At 51.3% G+C, this 300-nt stretch carries 1 protein-coding gene; it reads left to right on the top strand.

The genetic code is table 11. The features are described from left to right. Positions 1-14 precede the first annotated feature (14 nt). On the top strand, positions 15-300 hold a 286-nt coding region (locus tag PUR61_RS45025; protein ID WP_329874585.1), incomplete at its 3' end, for a hypothetical protein.

Here is a 300-nt window from a genome sequence, read left to right as displayed (position 1 = left end):
GGGTGGTTGGTGGGGTGGTGTGGTTTGTGTGTTGGGTTTGTTGTTTTTTTTTTTTTTTTTTTTTTTTTTTTTTGGTGTGGTGGGGTGGTTGTGGTGGTGGGGTTGTTGTTTGGGGTTTTGGGTGTGGTTTTTTTGGGGGTTTGGGGGGGTGGTGTGGGTGGTGGGGGGGGGTTGTGGGGGGGGGGGGGGGGGTGGGGTTGGGTTTGTGTTTTGTTGTTTTTTTTTTTTTTTTTTTTTTTTTTTTTGGTTGGGTGGGGTGTGTGTTGTGGGGGGGGTTGTTCGGTGTGGGCGCCCCCCCCC

The organism is Streptomyces sp. BE20, from assembly GCF_036322525.1.
Classification (GTDB): Bacteria; Actinomycetota; Actinomycetes; order Streptomycetales; family Streptomycetaceae; genus Kitasatospora.
Note: the sequence above shows the minus strand (reverse complement) of the source record. Positions and strands in the feature narration are given on the sequence as shown.